The 763-nt window shown below is 57.7% G+C and carries 1 protein-coding gene; it reads right to left on the reverse strand.

What is annotated here, in order from left to right; translation table 11 throughout:
- Nucleotides 1-574, reverse strand: a 574-nt coding sequence (locus NKI18_RS33345) for an AroM family protein (RefSeq protein WP_353022095.1), incomplete at its 3' end; no start/stop codon positions are given.
- Between the last annotated feature and the right edge of the window lie 189 nt (nt 575-763).

The raw sequence follows: 763 nt of genomic DNA on the forward strand, positions 1-763 counted from the left end.
AGAACTCGACCATCGAGGTGAAGTCGAAGACAGGAATTTGGGTAGCCTGCTGAACCGCATGAGTGAAAGGCGGCAGATCGCCGCACTCCAGCAGCAGCATACCAATGTCGGGTCGCTCCTCTTGTAGAGCTACCGCGGTATTAACCACGTCGGCCTGGCAGCCCCCGACGTCCAAGTCGCCCGAGGGTGTAACCCAAGCGTCCCCGAACACGGGAGTGTCCTCGAGTCCAGCGATGACAACCCTACGGCCAATATCGGCTCGCAACCCGCTCGCAACTAGCATGTCCTGCGTCAGTGCAGACTTGCTTGCCACAATTATGCCAAGCGCCTGGCTGGCAGGAAGCATCTTTTCGAGAAAAGGAGCGAGGAGAAGGCTCGACAGGAACACCGGCACATCTACCGCATCACGCACCGCTTGCTGGAATCGAATCGAGTACCCGCAGTTGCAGGTAATCAATTGAGCACCCTCACGGACGAGCTCGAGAGCTGCCTCCACCACAGCCGGCGTCATCTTATCGCCGTCGGACGCAAAGATGGACGTGTCGTTAAGGCCGGGCACTATCTTATAGCGCACAGGGACGCTCCAAGTTGTCGCATTGGCAACGCACCCGGGTAAATAAGGGCGCACGCCCGGGTTAGGCATGCGTTCAGTTAGCAAAATTCCAAGGGGTGCACCGTGGAACGCCAAACGCTGCTTCACCCAAGCGGGCCACCGCATACCTTTGGTAGGATAAGTATCGAGCATTGGGGTTTCACCTCTTTA

This window comes from Mesorhizobium sp. M0800 (assembly GCF_040320095.1).
Taxonomy (GTDB): domain Bacteria; phylum Pseudomonadota; class Alphaproteobacteria; order Rhizobiales; family Rhizobiaceae; genus Mesorhizobium.